Origin of the sequence: Motilimonas eburnea (assembly GCF_021295345.1) — a bacterium.
Lineage (GTDB): Bacteria > Pseudomonadota > Gammaproteobacteria > Enterobacterales > CBDFNC01 > Motilimonas > Motilimonas eburnea.
The window spans coordinates 1-13,171 of record NZ_JAIMJB010000009.1 but is presented as its reverse complement, the minus strand read 5'-3'; the positions used below and the strand labels follow the sequence as shown (position 1 = coordinate 13,171).

Annotated in this window: 11 protein-coding genes and 1 pseudogene; 3 read left to right on the top strand and 9 right to left on the bottom strand. The window is 45.2% G+C overall.

Annotation, left to right across the window (positions count from 1 at the left end):
- Window positions 1–277: 277 nt before the first annotated feature.
- The 5 genes and pseudogenes from K6Y21_RS10490 to K6Y21_RS10470 all read right to left on the bottom strand — a co-directional run.
- Window positions 278–649: pseudogene (locus K6Y21_RS10490) on the bottom strand (GNAT family N-acetyltransferase); the annotation flags it as partial.
- Between the two features lie 240 nt (window positions 650–889).
- A complete protein-coding gene (locus K6Y21_RS10485; RefSeq protein WP_233071795.1) occupies window positions 890–1,306 on the bottom strand; it encodes a hypothetical protein in 417 nt (138 codons plus the stop codon).
- A 66-nt stretch (window positions 1,307–1,372) separates the two neighbouring features.
- Complete coding sequence (locus K6Y21_RS10480; RefSeq protein ID WP_233071794.1) at window positions 1,373–2,992, bottom strand: hypothetical protein; 1,620 nt, start codon at window positions 2,990–2,992, stop codon at window positions 1,373–1,375.
- Window positions 2,993–3,306: 314 nt separating this feature from the next.
- The gene (locus K6Y21_RS10475; protein ID WP_233071793.1) at window positions 3,307–3,879 is read right to left on the bottom strand and encodes a MiaE family protein; all 573 of its coding nucleotides are present in this window, start codon (window positions 3,877–3,879) and stop codon (window positions 3,307–3,309) included.
- A 115-nt stretch (window positions 3,880–3,994) separates the two neighbouring features.
- On the bottom strand, window positions 3,995–4,693 hold the full coding sequence (locus K6Y21_RS10470) for a sulfotransferase (RefSeq protein ID WP_233071924.1): 699 nt from the start codon (window positions 4,691–4,693) through the stop codon (window positions 3,995–3,997).
- A gap of 146 nt (window positions 4,694–4,839) precedes the next feature.
- Between K6Y21_RS10470 and K6Y21_RS10465 the strand changes: the two genes are divergently transcribed.
- Complete coding sequence (locus K6Y21_RS10465; protein WP_233071792.1) at window positions 4,840–5,628, top strand: substrate-binding periplasmic protein; 789 nt, start codon at window positions 4,840–4,842, stop codon at window positions 5,626–5,628.
- Between the two features lie 24 nt (window positions 5,629–5,652).
- On the opposite strand, the gene K6Y21_RS10460 is transcribed toward K6Y21_RS10465, so the two are convergent.
- From K6Y21_RS10460 to ushA, 3 genes are all read right to left on the bottom strand, one after another.
- On the bottom strand, window positions 5,653–6,219 hold the full coding sequence (locus K6Y21_RS10460) for a GNAT family N-acetyltransferase (protein ID WP_233071791.1): 567 nt from the start codon (window positions 6,217–6,219) through the stop codon (window positions 5,653–5,655).
- Between the two features lie 86 nt (window positions 6,220–6,305).
- On the bottom strand, window positions 6,306–7,049 hold the full coding sequence (locus K6Y21_RS10455) for a substrate-binding periplasmic protein (protein WP_233071790.1): 744 nt from the start codon (window positions 7,047–7,049) through the stop codon (window positions 6,306–6,308).
- Between the two features lie 212 nt (window positions 7,050–7,261).
- Window positions 7,262–9,019, bottom strand: coding sequence for a bifunctional UDP-sugar hydrolase/5'-nucleotidase UshA (ushA, locus tag K6Y21_RS10450; RefSeq protein ID WP_233071789.1), 1,758 nt, complete (start codon window positions 9,017–9,019; stop codon window positions 7,262–7,264).
- A gap of 458 nt (window positions 9,020–9,477) precedes the next feature.
- On the opposite strand from ushA, the gene K6Y21_RS10445 reads away from it, so the two are divergent.
- Entirely contained in the window at window positions 9,478–11,739 is a 2,262-nt protein-coding gene (locus tag K6Y21_RS10445; protein WP_233071788.1) for a fatty acid cis/trans isomerase, read from the top strand.
- A gap of 159 nt (window positions 11,740–11,898) precedes the next feature.
- Here K6Y21_RS10445 and K6Y21_RS10440 read toward each other — a convergent pair whose 3' ends face one another.
- A complete protein-coding gene (locus K6Y21_RS10440; RefSeq protein ID WP_233071787.1) occupies window positions 11,899–12,366 on the bottom strand; it encodes a GNAT family N-acetyltransferase in 468 nt (155 codons plus the stop codon).
- Window positions 12,367–12,418: 52 nt separating this feature from the next.
- Here K6Y21_RS10440 and K6Y21_RS21460 point away from each other — a divergent pair, with 52 nt between their 5' ends.
- Entirely contained in the window at window positions 12,419–13,036 is a 618-nt protein-coding gene (locus K6Y21_RS21460; protein WP_432757989.1) for an SEC-C metal-binding domain-containing protein, read from the top strand.
- The last annotated feature ends 135 nt before the right edge of the window (window positions 13,037–13,171 follow it).

Genomic DNA, 13,171 nt, shown 5'->3' with positions numbered 1-13,171 from the left:
TATCCTAGTCAGCAAAGCTGAAATCAAAAATGAGAAAGAGATCGCACTGATTAACGCGCCTTTAATGGGGCGATAAATAAACGACCTTCGCATGTTGACATCAAACAAATATCAATAGATCGATACTAACTGATAGTTAGGATATTAACAATGATGTTAATTTTACTTTTTTAACTACTTACAAGGTTTAAAGATAATTGGGACTTAACGGGGATTGACCAATGGCCTTGGTTAAACCTACTGGCTAGCCCCGCTATAAATGAGCCTATTATGCCTGTTACACCTTACTTGGGGCGCAAGTAATATGCCGTTGGTAATCAGAGGCCAACATTGAATAAAAGTATTCGTCCCACCATTGGCCATTTGGCCTTGGAATACATTGTCGAAAGTGCCCTTCTCTGATCATGCCCAATTTTTCCATCAGGCGATAAGAGGCAGGATTGTCGGGTTGAGCGGTGGCCACCACTCGGTGAAGGTTTAGCGTTTCAAAGCCATAAGCCAATGCCGCCGAAGCCGCTTCATAGGCGATACCTTGACCTTGAAATTCAGGATGGATGATCCAGCCAATCTCATAAGTATGATCACCAAACCAAGGGGAAAACTCGATATGACCCACCACCTTTTGCTGCCTTGATGTAAGATAGCAAACGCTTGCTTTGTTTCGGTCACAAAACGGATCACCGCCTCTTTACTCAAGCAACCTTCGGCGAGGAAATACGTCGCTTTGGCATCGGTCATGTACTCTGCCACGTCATCGACATCATTGAGGGTAAACGGCCTAATCGTTAGGTGGTTGAGTGTCAGTTGCATGGCTTTTGATTTCCTGATTTACGACGTTATATTGATTGTTTCGTAACGTCAGTACCTAAGAAAATGGTGGGGGCTTGTTTCATCCACGGCCCGCTTTCGTCTGATAACGCAATCCCATAGAAAAAGCTTGCTCTTCAGTGATAACCTCTTTCTTTTTTAATAAACCAATGATTGAACTTGGCTTTCTTGCTACCTCTTGGGCAATGCAATCAATTGCGATATTAGCATTATATTGACTGATAACGTACTCGATGGCTTCGTCTGACCAAGGTAAACCATAATTTTTTGGTAACCCTTTTGCCACATTCTCTTGTTGCTTTTCTTCAAGGGATTTTTTTTGCTTTTTGTGTGTCGGTTGGTTGCGAAGAAGGTAAAAAAGCGCCCGTATGACATCGGGGTGGTTGTAGGGCGAATTTTCAGGGAAACATTCCCCTGTGACGGGGTCGATACCGTTCGCTAAAGTATCAATAATCAGATAAGCCTTTTCTTGATCCATCTTGATATCCTCAAATGTTGACGGGCTAACGTTATGTGCCAAGGCAATGGTAATGGCCAAATATGCTTAATATTCTTTCGTCAATGAGTCGGTGCGCTCTAATAAGCCTTTTGTCGAGCCAAGCAACGCGTCATCTAGCTCCACTTTTTCATTTTGCTCCTTGAGCGCGAACGCATAAGATAAGTCAGGCTCGGCTTTATCTACTTTTGGTGTTAGTAACGCCTGACGTACGCCCGCTTGTTCACTTATTGCGACAGTCACTTGCTGCATTTGCTCCAGTGATATACGTGCGAGATCAGAAGCCTCCCCTAATGCGGCCAACGACACAGCCTGTACAACTGATGTAAGCTGGCCAGCTAAACCAGCGATACCCAATTTACTTGAGTTATGCAATTGGTGTGTACGCGCCATTTGCGCTTCACTGTTGGCTTTCATCGACTGAATGCTGTCCCCTAGATGAGTCAGTTCGGCCACAACCTCGTTGGCATATCGAACTGAGTCACTAAGTAGATTAATGTGTTGCTTTAAATGATGCATACGGCGTTCTCGCTCATTGCGCTCATCGTCACTTTCTAACGAGGGTGCTGCTTGCAGGCCGAGGTATAGGCTTTTATTTTGTTTCTCAGCGTTCCTCGCCGCCTCACTCACTATGGTGTAAAACTGACACATCTGCAAATTCGCTTTATTTAATTGCGCAATTTGCTCACTTAAGGTTTCCATATGCTGAGCTATGCGATTTATTCTCAACTCACTTTTTTGAATGAAATCTTGGGCTGCATTGACAACGGCTTTCTGGCGCGCTTTGTGTTGCAATGGGGATAACTCTAATAATTCTCTTAATTTTGCTTTTTGTTCTGTATAGTCAGCAAACTGTGTCGCTTTAACAGCTTCTGTTGGGATCTGGGCCATTTGTTCAACTAATAAAGCTAATTCTTCGTTATGCTCAACTAGGTCAAGTTTGAGTAAGGCTATTTTCTCTCGAGAGGCACGAGAGAGCACACCAAAGCCAAACAAAGTGAGATCCTGCTCTAACAAGGCAATTTCACGCGTTTTGTCTTTGATCGTATGCTTTAAACTTTCATGGGCTTGCTCTTGGGCTGTTCTCTTCGAAGCCAAGTTGAAATCGGCTTCTTTGTCTTTGGCTATTTCTCTGAGCACATCATAGGTTATACCCTCGTTTCGTAGCACATGGATCGCGTCGACAATATCGGTTAGCTCCTTTACCTTAGCTTCAAAGGAAGTTAACGCCGTGAAGGTTTCGTCGTAGACACTGTTTAACTCAGAGAAAATATCAATATCACTTATCGCCGTTATTTTTTGTGCGACTTGTTTATGCTCTTGTTGTAACAGCAGATTAAACTGCTTGAAATCGTCTAGGTATCCTTGACTCACATCTTGAGCAGAGCTAAACGTCAACATTTTTGCCATGGCATGTTGCTTTTCAATCAAGGTTAGATCGGGGTCAAGTAGCAGGCTATAAATGGGATTACTTTGCTCATCACCTCGCTTGCGATTGTGGTGTTGTGATGGCCTATGCACAGGTGCACTAGGATGTGATGAAGAATGTGGGTTAGCCGTTGATTGAACTGACGAGCCGACTTTATCAGCCGGGTTAAATGCAGCTTTCAAATCAGCAATCGCTGAAGCAGCATTATCCGACAGGTCATTGTTTATTTTATCTTGCATAAAAGAGCCTACTTAGCGTAACTGAAACCGACTTACTCAAAGCCACGGGTTAGTTCAGCCACTCTAAATGATTAAACCGACATTAACAATGGCTTGAACTTTGTTTTAAGTGCGTTTTCTGGCGTAAGACTCGGTGTAAATGGACTTCATAAAATGAAAGAGTCTATGAAAAACACTGAAAATTGAAGTCAGGAGTGCATTGAAAATGTTACCACCTCCAATGCGTGTCAGTTGGCTTTCGCTCTATTTGGTCAGGTCAACACACTGCAGTTAGGTTAGGCACCTAGGGTGCCTGCTTGTCGCTGGCGTGGGGCTTAGTGTAAGGCAGCACGAAATGGCAATTGGCTACAAATCTCGGCTTCAGCCACTAATATTTGCTCCAGACGCTCATCTACTTCGACTTTATCAAAATATTCATAAGCCAGCTCGATAAATAAGTTCTTATGTTTTTCTTCTGACTTGGCAATCGTCACGTAAAAATCTTTCTCTTTGCCTTCGGGCAAAGCCTGCGCCACCAGTGAAAAACGCTCATGGCCGCGGGCTTCTATTACCCCTGCAACAAGTAATCTGTCCATGAAGAAAGCGTCGCTGCCATTTCGAAACAGGGCTCTAACCGCTTTTATATAGGGGTCTTTTTCATCTTTGGCCAAATTGACATCACGCCCTTGCAGCAACTTAACTACTTGCTTGAAATGGATCATCTCTTCAATGGCTAAATCCGCCATGGCACGCACTAAGGTTTTGCGATCTGGATAATGAGATAACATGGCCATCGCCATGCCCGCGGCTTTTTTTTCTGCTGCGGCGTGATCTTGCAAAAAAGCATCAAAGTCAGCGAGTACGGCTTGTGTCCAAGTAAACGGGGTGTGGTATTTTAGTTCAAACATAGAAAGGCCAGTGGCTTAAAAAAGCGAGATTTTAACTGGCTAGGTGGACCTAAGGCAACCTTGCCTGACTCTGTTAGTCTGTTTGCGCACGAATACCTTTAATTGAGGGCCCGATCTAGCGCCCCTTTTGATAAAACAAGGTTTCTACGCGACCTTGATGGGTCGATTCTACTTTCAATGGGTGCTTAATTTGCTTCCAAGCGGTTACCTTGCCACCTTGATTAACCCTAACAAAATCACCCGCTCGATCCGCGGCATGACAGGGTCTCATAAAGTCGTAAAGGGCTTGATAACTACCCGGTTGACCCACTTCAATCATTAACAGGTCTTCTGGACGTTCACTAAAATAGTTAAGCACTTGTTGTTGATGCCTTAGATAACAGTGCCATAAGTGCTCGTCGCACATAATGGTTTCACGCTCAATGGGGGCAAATATTTCATGATAACAGCGTTTGATCACAGGATTGAAACCACCACTTTCACTGGTCAAATTGTCAAACATGCGCAGTAATAACTGCCTAATCGAGGGTATCCACGTCTCGCGTGCGCGGTTTAAATAAATAAACTTAGCCCCAGGGAAGTGTGTATCTAACTGGGCGTAATCAGCAAAAACGGGGGTATCGGCGATCACGTTAGCGTGTTCAAATGCCCGGTTGACATAAGCAGTATGAGCGGTTCGAAAACCTAAAGATAAGGTAGCGAGACAGACGCTCGTCGTGGCGGTTCTGGGCAAACCAAGAATAAAGTATTTAGGTAATAGCGCTGTCACTGGCAACCAACAAGGTAAAGGCTTAATTTTATCTTGCTCACTCACCTTTAGCAATTGACGCCTTGCAAAGGCAAATGATATTTCACCCCCATCCTTTGCCAATCTTAAACTAGAATTGAATAACGTGTTGCTAACTTCGAATGCTTGGGGCCATTCTCCTTAACAAGCACTGTCATCGAAGGAGATAAATCTTGCGAAATTTTATCATCATATTAGGGTTCTATGCGATTGCAATGTCAGTTTCCGCCTATGAGCTTAATGGCCATTTTAGGAGCCGTCCTCCCGCCATGATAGTGGAGAGCCAGACAGTGAGTGGCCCGGTCCACGACGCCATTGTTCAGGCCTTAGCTATCGCAGGCCATACCGTAAAATGGACAGTGGTGCCTTGGAAGCGTACCCAGAAAATGGCAGAACACGGATTAGTCGACTTTTTGCCTCGCCATTCGATGAATGAAGAGCGCGCCAAATTTCTTCTCCCTATTTTGATGGGATATCGAAAGCGCGAAGTCTTGTTTGTTGTGGCGCCCGGAAAGCAAATTAAAGTCCAACACTTCTCAGATTTACAAGGCCATGTGATTGGGCAACGACGTGGTAGTTTTTATGCCCCCCTCTACAATGATGCGAATAACTTACTTAAGTTATCCGTGAATTCCTATGAACAGCTTCTTCAAATGCTTGAAATTGGTCGGGTCGATCTGGCTATCGTACTTTCTGACAATATTGAATTTAAGGAACGCCTGCTTGCCATTCCTGGGGCAACGCTTGCGGATTTTCGTATCACGCTTCTCGCTGGGCGATATAGCTCGATTCCGATTAACTCACCGGCAGCTGAGTTTTATGAACAAATCAATGCCGCTTTTTTTAATATGCGAAAATCAGGTGAAATGGATGCCATATTTAAGCTTCATGGACTTCCACCATTACACCAAGACTTTACCACCCCAGAAAGTAAAGCGCAGGAAGCCATGTTAAAACAATAATGACCCACCAAAGCATGCCATGGATTAACAGGATCTGTTTGCCTTGGCGAGCCAAGCCTCTTTTTCGATGACGTACAGACAATGGGGTGCTAATGGATGATCGGGCGCCATTTTCGGATGCATAAAATCTTGCCCTGTATTGGACATGCCCAAGTTAAGCATCACCTGCTGCGAAGGATGATTGGTTAAGGCAGTAAACGCAAAGATCTTTGGCTGAGCTAAGTGTTCAAAGGCAAAATCGATGGCCGCTCGAGCAGCTTCACTGGCATAACCTTTACGCCAATGGGGCCTTGCAATACGCCAGCCGACCTCAATAAAAGGGGCATTAGGAAATCCCTCTGTTTGCTGGTGCAGTCCCACCAAGCCGATAAACTCACCCGTTTGCTTTAGCTCAACCGCCCAAAAACCCCAGCCGTTTTGCTCAATTAAACCACGTGCTTTTTCAGCTAAGGCATCACTTTGCTCACGATCTAAGCAGCAGGGAAAATAGCGCATCACCTCAGGATCACCGCTCATGTTAGCAAATGGCGCAAGATCACTGTGTTGCCACTGCCTGAGTATTAACCTTGGTGAGATCAGTGTTGCTGCCATAAATGCTTACCCTTTGATAATAAAAAGATATCATAGTGCATCAGTGCCATATAATACGCAACCTAACGGCCAAGATCAGTGAAGCCTTATTCAGCGATAAAAAAGTATTTCACTAACAATGAGCGATAGTCAGGTTTGGCTTTAAAATCATCTAAAGCTTGCTGCCAACGTTTTACTTCGCGCTCTGGCGTGCCTTTTGACATCGCAATGTAAAGGTCAACACTAAACAGCTCGATATTGGTCATTTCTATGTGATAAGGGTTAAAACCTGCGTGTTTTGCCATGTCGGCCACCACAGCACCACCGCCAACAATCAACGGGGTGCGTTGAGCCATTAAAAAACTGATCATCATGTCTGGCGATGTCACCACTTTTAGGTTGTCAAAACCCTGAGATGTTAAAAATTGATGTTCCGGATAATCACGCGTCACCGTAATCGAGCTCGCCGCTTTCGCCTGCGCTATGCTGGTGTATTCCGTTTCATCACTGCGGCGCTTAAACAGCACCACACGGTCAGTTAAAATCGGCCCTACCCATTGGTATTTATCTTCTCTGGCGGGCGTTCGCGCCATGGCAAACAACACATGATCAGCATGTGAATCAAGATCGCGCACGGCTCTTGCCCATGGCAACACGCGGATCTCCTGTTCAATGCCTAATGCAGGCATAATTTGCTCGACAATTTCGACCGCCACGCCAACCAGTTCGCCTTGGTTATCGTAATAACCAAAGGGGAAGAAATCTTCCGTCATAATGGTGTATAACTTTGAATTGGCCCAACAAGGGCTGGTGAGTAGCAAGGTAAAAAACAAAAATAATGACTTTAACATAAGCACTCTCAATCATGCCGAAAGGGATCTGAACGGTTCAATTATAGAAGTTGCTTAACTCGATTGCTGAAGATGAACTAAAAAGGGTGAAAATTTGACTCAGAAAACGGCAATCACCTTGCTTGGGATAAACACGCGCAGCGATTGCCATTATGTTAAGTGTTGCTAACGAATGGCAGAGTTAGGCCATCGGTATTAGATTAGCATCATGATTATTGCGTCACGCTACATCCCATTGGGCTGTTAGAGTTTAAATAAACAATATCACCCGTTGGTGCATAATCAGACGCTACGATCGCGCCCTTATTCTTGAAGTAGGAATACAGCACATCGGCATCCACATAACCACTTTGCACTGGGTCTAAGGTTGGATAACCGTCACCACCGGCCGCATTATAGCTAGGTACGCTGAAGGTATAGGTATCAGTTGCACTGTAGGTTTTGCCATTGATTTCGCTGATGTCAACGGTTTTCGCCACACAGTCAACACTCATCTTCACGCCCACAATTTGCGCATAAGCACCCGAATCACGCTGCATGCTGGCGACCACACCTAAGTAATCACTGATTTCTTTACCTGTCATGGTGCTTAGAGTGATGGTATTACCAAATGGTTGAACGGTTAATACGTCGCGATAAGAGATATTACCCTCTTCAATGGATGCACGCACACCGCCTGAGTTCATTACCCCAATATCAGCATTGACTTGCTGCGCTTGCGCCGTTGCGATCAAACGGCCAAGGTTGGTCTGCATAAAGCGCACATTACCACGCTCACCATCAAGCAGTGCGTCGGTCGTTGCTATCACTTCATTTAACTTTTCTTGGCCTTCGTTTTGATAGGCTTGTAAGGTTGCTTGTAGCTCGGCATCTGGCGTGATCTCATCACCCACAAACACTTTGATCTTTTCCCCTTTTTCGTCACGTTGTGCTTCACCGCTTTCATCGGTCAAGGTTTTCTTTAAGTTAACGGGGATCAACTCATAACGCGCCAGCTTGAGCTCGCCTTCAATCACTTCAAAATCCGCTCGGCCAACGTATTTACCCCATTCGTGAGCTTGCATGATAAACGCGCCATTTTGCTCATCGGGTGCACAGGCTCCGCCAGGTTTAAAATCGGCGTAGTCATCCGAGCCAGGCTCCATACACACTGGATTTTGCGAGTGACCACCAATAATACCGTTCAATAGGCCCGGCTCTAGTGAACGAGCCAATGACACATCACCCGGCGCATTACTGCCATATTGACCGTTGACATAGTGGCCCATGTGCGTTGCCGCAAAAATCAAATCCGCCGCGTTGGCCTCTTTAATTTCGGCTATCACTTTAGCAATTTCTGTTTGTGGATCGGTAAAGGTCAGTTCACTAATAAATTCGGGGTTACCTATTTTAGCCGTGTCTTTGGTGGTTAAACCAATCACAGCCACTTTTAAGCCGTTAACTTCAAAAACTTGGTAGGGTTCAAAATAGCGCGTGCCATCTGCTTTGTATATGTTGGCTGCTAGCATAGGAAACTCAGCCAATTCACGCTGCATATCTAAAACCGATAATGGGTTGTCAAATTCGTGGTTACCTACTGCCATGGCGTCATAGCCAATCGCGTTCATGCCGATAAAATCAGGTTTGGCATCTAATAAATCTGATTCAGGCACGCCCGTGTTGATATCACCGCCTGAAAGCAATAAAGATTGACTGCCGTTAGCTTCAATTTCGCTGCGTAAACGGTCAATCAAGGCTTTACGAGCGGCCATACCATATTCACCACTGCTGTTGTGCCAAAAGCGACCGTGGTTGTCGTTAGTATGTAAAATGGTAAATTTGGTACAAGGCACCCCTTCACAGGTATTCGGTGCCACCACTACCGGCGTTTCGCCATCCGATGAATCCGTTGCATTGTTATCGCTGTTACACCCAGTTAATGCTAACAATAATGCGCTAGCCACAAGCCCATGTTTAAAATTGAACGACATACTTAATTTCCTTGTAGTAATAAAAAGCAGTTGGCAGCTGACTCACACTTAAGGGAATCATATAGTAGTTACTTTCACCACAATAGCGCCAATCACTGGGCTACTATGCCGTTCGAATGTGAAGCTTTTTATACGTTTGTTCACATTTTTTTAAAAAACAAGCGTGTTCCACTCCTGTGTTAACCTAATGAGTTGTTCAAAAAACGTCCCAGCAAAGCTGATTCATGTTTGCCTTCCGCATTCTTTAATTTTATTTTGCCGCAATTGAATTCATACTTGTGCTACTGGACCAACGCCCTTAATCGTTGCCTGAAGGCCATTGTCGTACGCTCATATTTATCCTTTAGAGGTTTTTCATGCCCTTACGTGTCTTTTTTACGATACTGCTCGCTTTATTGCTAACAGGTTGTTCTAGTTTCGCCAAAAGCCACTTCGCTAATTTATATGGGCCAAGCTCAGTGCAATCACGGTTGGTGGCCAATTCCGTGCCGGAAGCCGACATTTTTCATCAACAAGTTCAGCCCTTACTTAATCAACGTTGTGTGGTTTGCCACGGCTGTTACGATGCGCCGTGTCAGCTTAAGTTCACCTCACCCGAAGCCATCGATCGCGGCATGACCAAAGAGCGTGTATTCAGTGGCACCCGATTATTGGCAGCCCAACCTACCCGACTATATGAAGACGCCAATACGACAGCGCAGTGGCGAGAAATGGGCTTTTACCCCGTGCTAAATGAACACCGTCAAGACGAGTCGGTTAATCTACAAGCTAGCTTGATATATCGAGCTCTGGCGTTAAAACAGCAGCACCCTTTGATTGATACCCGTGAGCATGCCGACGCCTTTGATTTTTCACTGGATCGCAAACAGGAATGCAGCGCCATTGAACAATACGATACCTTTGCCCGCAATAACCCCCTTGCTGGCATGCCCTACGGCTTGCCGGCCATCAACGCCAATGAAATGCAAACCTTGACCAACTGGTTAAAAGGCGGTGCTAAAATGGCCCCACTGCCTGATTTACCCCAAGATGTGATCCAGCAAATTGATCAGTGGGAGCGCTGGCTAAACCGCGACAGTTTAAAATCTCAGCTTGTCGCGCGTTATATCTTTGAGCATTTATATCTATCGCACCTGTATTTTGCAGATCTGACCCACACAGATACCCAGCCCTTGTTCTTTACCTTAGTGCGCTCATCTACCCCGCCGGGGCAAGCCATAAAACGCATCAGCACCTTGCGCCCCTATGACGACCCGCAAGTCGAACGGGTTTACTACCGGCTGCAACAAGAGCGTGAGACGATCTTGGCTAAAACCCATATGCCCTACGCTTTGTCCAATGAGCGGATGACGCAGCTGAATAATTTGTTCTACCGCACCGATTATCGCGTGACCAAATTGCCAAGTTACGCTGCTGATGTGGCGGCTAATCCCTTTATCGCCTTTGAACAACTGCCCGTTGCCGCCCGATATCACTTTATGCGCATGACAGCGCAAAACACCATTATGGCCTTTATCAAAGGGCCGGTATGCCGTGGTCAAATGGCCCTTAATGTGATTAACGATCATTTTTGGGTGTTCTTTTCTGAAGGGGATTGGGAACAAAGTGAAGGGCTAAGTGCTTTTTTAGCCCAGCAAAAAGAGCATCTACGCATCCCCGCTGAATCGGCCAGCAATGCCGGCATCTTAACCAACTGGGTGAGTTACTCGCGGGCACAAAAACAGTATCTCAAAGCCAAACAACGAGCGTTAGATCAGGCGTTTGCCGGCGGCTACCAGTTAAATCTCAATTTGGTATGGGATGGTGAACAAAGCAATCCCAATGCCGCCTTAACCGTGTTTCGCCATTTTGACAATGCTTCCGTGGTAAAAGGGCTCGTGGGCCACCCCCCCAAAACAGCATGGCTAATTGATTATCCGATCTTAGAGCGGATCCATTATTTACTGGTCGCCGGTTTTGATATTTATGGCAATGTCGGCCATCAACTCAATACCCGTCTTTATATGGACTTTCTACGTTTAGAAAGCGAATTTAACTTCCTTGCACTATTGCCACCTGAAGCGCGTAAAAACGAGCGTGACTTTTGGTATCGCAATGCAGGGCGCGATATTCGCAATTACTTAAATAGTGAACAGAGCCAATTTAAAGCACCAAGCGCCATCGTCTATCAAAGCCAAGACCCAAAACTGGAGCTTTATGATTTACTCCACCAGCGCCTAGGTGAGTCATTAACCAATACGTATCAACTCGGTATGGCTGGCGAGCCTGTGGCCGAAACCTCTGCCTTGTCACGTTTGCAGCACATCCCCAGCATCGCCGTTAATCAACTCGCTGAAGTCACCCTATTGGCGGTGCAACAAGGTGATGAAACCCGTTTATATACCTTGTTGAAAAATTCGGCTTACAGCAATATGTCAAGTTTGCTACGCGATGCCAGTAATCGCTTACCCGAAGAAGACACCTTAACCGTGGTGCGCGGCGTGATTGGTGATTACCCCAATGTGTTTATCCAAGCTGATAACGAGCAGCTTCCTGCTTTAGTAGAACAATTGCAGGCCATCTCATCAGCGGATGATTACAGCCAATGGCTGGATAACTTTGGTATCAGGCGCTCCGAGCCAGACTTTTGGCGCTTTAGCGACCGTGTACTGAAGCAAATGCACCTTGATGATCCCATCGCTGCAGGGTTACTGGATTACAATCGCCTTGAGAATCGTTAGGTGCTTGTCGGAGCGGTTTTCTGTGGGAGCAGTTTTTAAACCTGCCATCACACACTGTCTCACCAAAATTCGCCGAGCAAGCTCGCCTCCCACCGATGTTTCATTCCAGTGGGAGCTCTGCTTTATGTGGGAGCGGTTTTTAAACCGCGAAGAAGCGCTTCAAAGTGCTAATGTCAGCTGTATTTCTGTTGCTTTTGAACCCTCTACCAAGATACAAAGCTCAGACTCAACCCACTGCACTGCCCTAAATCCAAGCGCTTGAAATACGGCTGTATTTCCGGTTTGCTCAACGCACCATAAGCTAGCAAGGTGAGCATTAACATAATGGCTAGTAACGAAATCAACTAAACTTCTTGCCACGCCCTGTCGCCGAGCCTCCCTTGCCACCCCTAAGCCACGAATATGAATTTCACCATCCAGACACAGAGTTTCAATCACCCCAACTAACTGGCCATCCTTATGATAACCAAAACAAGTCCATTCCCTCGAGCTAGCCGCTTTATTCTGCTTGGCTTGCTGCGTTGGCCGGTATATCTGGCGAAGCTCAGCAAAGCACTGCTTTGATAAGGCAATAACATCGGCATCGTCAACGCCGCGCGATTTGATATAAACTTGATTATTTTGCATTGTTCATGTCCAATAAGCCCCTTCTCACCTTATCTACAATGAGCACAATAAAATGAAGGGATACCGCTGCTGGTGCGGCTCTAATAAAGTCTATGAAGATTGCCACAAGCAGATACCCGATGGCATAGGTTTGAATCTTCACACCCCATTTAGCTATCCCACCTCTTGGGTGATTCGAAAAATCTTAGACGGGATCAAATGGTTTTTTAATGACATCGAGCACCCGTTTTGGCTTATCTTATCCATTTGGCTGCAATTTAGTGTCGCTTTTCTTTATTTGACCCTTTTCTATGACCTTGCATGGGATTATTTTTTGGGGTACCTATTAGTTATAATTCTCAGCCCCCTATACACTTTCCTAGGGTTATTTTATTTATGCGTATTACTCAATGGCACTTTTGGTCGAACGAAGGAAAAAAGGGTGATATGCACTTGCGCTCTGTCAGTATTAACCTCGCTGTCATTTTTTTTACCATTTTTCTTTCTTCAAACCGATTTATCTCAAGGATTTGGACTTTTTTTAGTCTTAACATTTGTTATCAGCAACATAATTATTGCATTTAATATCAAACGTCATATCACTGCCCTTATCTATGGATATGCTGGGGCACTATTTCAGCTTCTCGGCATAACTAACTTGATCTACGTTTCTTACTTTATGCGTTCTTAGTTAGGCACCAGGGCGAGATCTAACATTAATTGTAAGGTCTAATTGTTGGTAATTTATTCACCATGGATCTTTTATGAGCTAATCTTTCATTTTCCAAGAAAATCATATTTTAAGTTGAACTAACTGTATTTTCAG

Bases quoted from the DNA above. Each gene is read 5' to 3' on its own strand.
- K6Y21_RS10460 (WP_233071791.1), bottom strand. From the start codon at position 6,219: ATGGCAGCAACACTGATCTCACCAAGGTTAATACTCAGGCAGTGGCAA.
- K6Y21_RS21460 (WP_432757989.1), top strand. From the start codon at position 12,419: ATGAAGGGATACCGCTGCTGGTGCGGCTCTAATAAAGTCTATGAAGAT.
- K6Y21_RS10440 (WP_233071787.1), bottom strand. From the start codon at position 12,366: ATGCAAAATAATCAAGTTTATATCAAATCGCGCGGCGTTGACGATGCC.
- K6Y21_RS10475 (WP_233071793.1), bottom strand. From the start codon at position 3,879: ATGTTTGAACTAAAATACCACACCCCGTTTACTTGGACACAAGCCGTA.
- K6Y21_RS10485 (WP_233071795.1), bottom strand. From the start codon at position 1,306: ATGGATCAAGAAAAGGCTTATCTGATTATTGATACTTTAGCGAACGGT.
- K6Y21_RS10455 (WP_233071790.1), bottom strand. From the start codon at position 7,049: ATGTTAAAGTCATTATTTTTGTTTTTTACCTTGCTACTCACCAGCCCT.
- K6Y21_RS10480 (WP_233071794.1), bottom strand. From the start codon at position 2,992: ATGCAAGATAAAATAAACAATGACCTGTCGGATAATGCTGCTTCAGCG.
- ushA (WP_233071789.1), bottom strand. From the start codon at position 9,019: ATGTCGTTCAATTTTAAACATGGGCTTGTGGCTAGCGCATTATTGTTA.